The 406-nt window shown below is 53.4% G+C and carries 1 pseudogene; it reads left to right on the top strand.

Features of this window, described 5'->3' with window-relative positions:
* A pseudogene (xerC, locus tag OC23_RS06555) lies at positions 1 to 353 on the top strand (tyrosine recombinase XerC); the annotation flags it as partial.
* Positions 354 to 406: the final 53 nt, after the last annotated feature.

Below are 406 nucleotides of genomic sequence, written 5' to 3'. Positions count from 1 at the left end.
GTCGTAACGCTTTGTCATGGATTGAGCACTGGCTTGATTTGCGCGACCTGTTTGGTAGCGAAGACGACGCGCTTTTTCTGTCGAAACTGGGCAAGCGTATCTCCGCGCGTAATGTGCAGAAACGCTTTGCCGAATGGGGCATAAAACAAGGGCTGAATAATCACGTTCACCCGCATAAATTACGTCACTCGTTCGCTACGCATATGCTGGAGTCGAGCGGCGATCTTCGTGGTGTGCAGGAGCTGCTGGCTCATGCCAACCTCTCCACCACGCAAATCTCTACTCATCTTGATTTTCAACACCTTGCCTCGGTGTACGATGCGGCGCATCCACGCGCCAAACGGGGGAAATAATGCGTTTTTACCGGCCTTTGGGGCGCATCTCGGCGCTCACCTTTGACCTGGAT

This window comes from Acinetobacter sp. A47 (assembly GCF_000805455.1).
GTDB lineage: Bacteria > Pseudomonadota > Gammaproteobacteria > Pseudomonadales > Moraxellaceae > Acinetobacter.
Note: the sequence above shows the minus strand (reverse complement) of the source record. Positions and strands in the feature narration are given on the sequence as shown.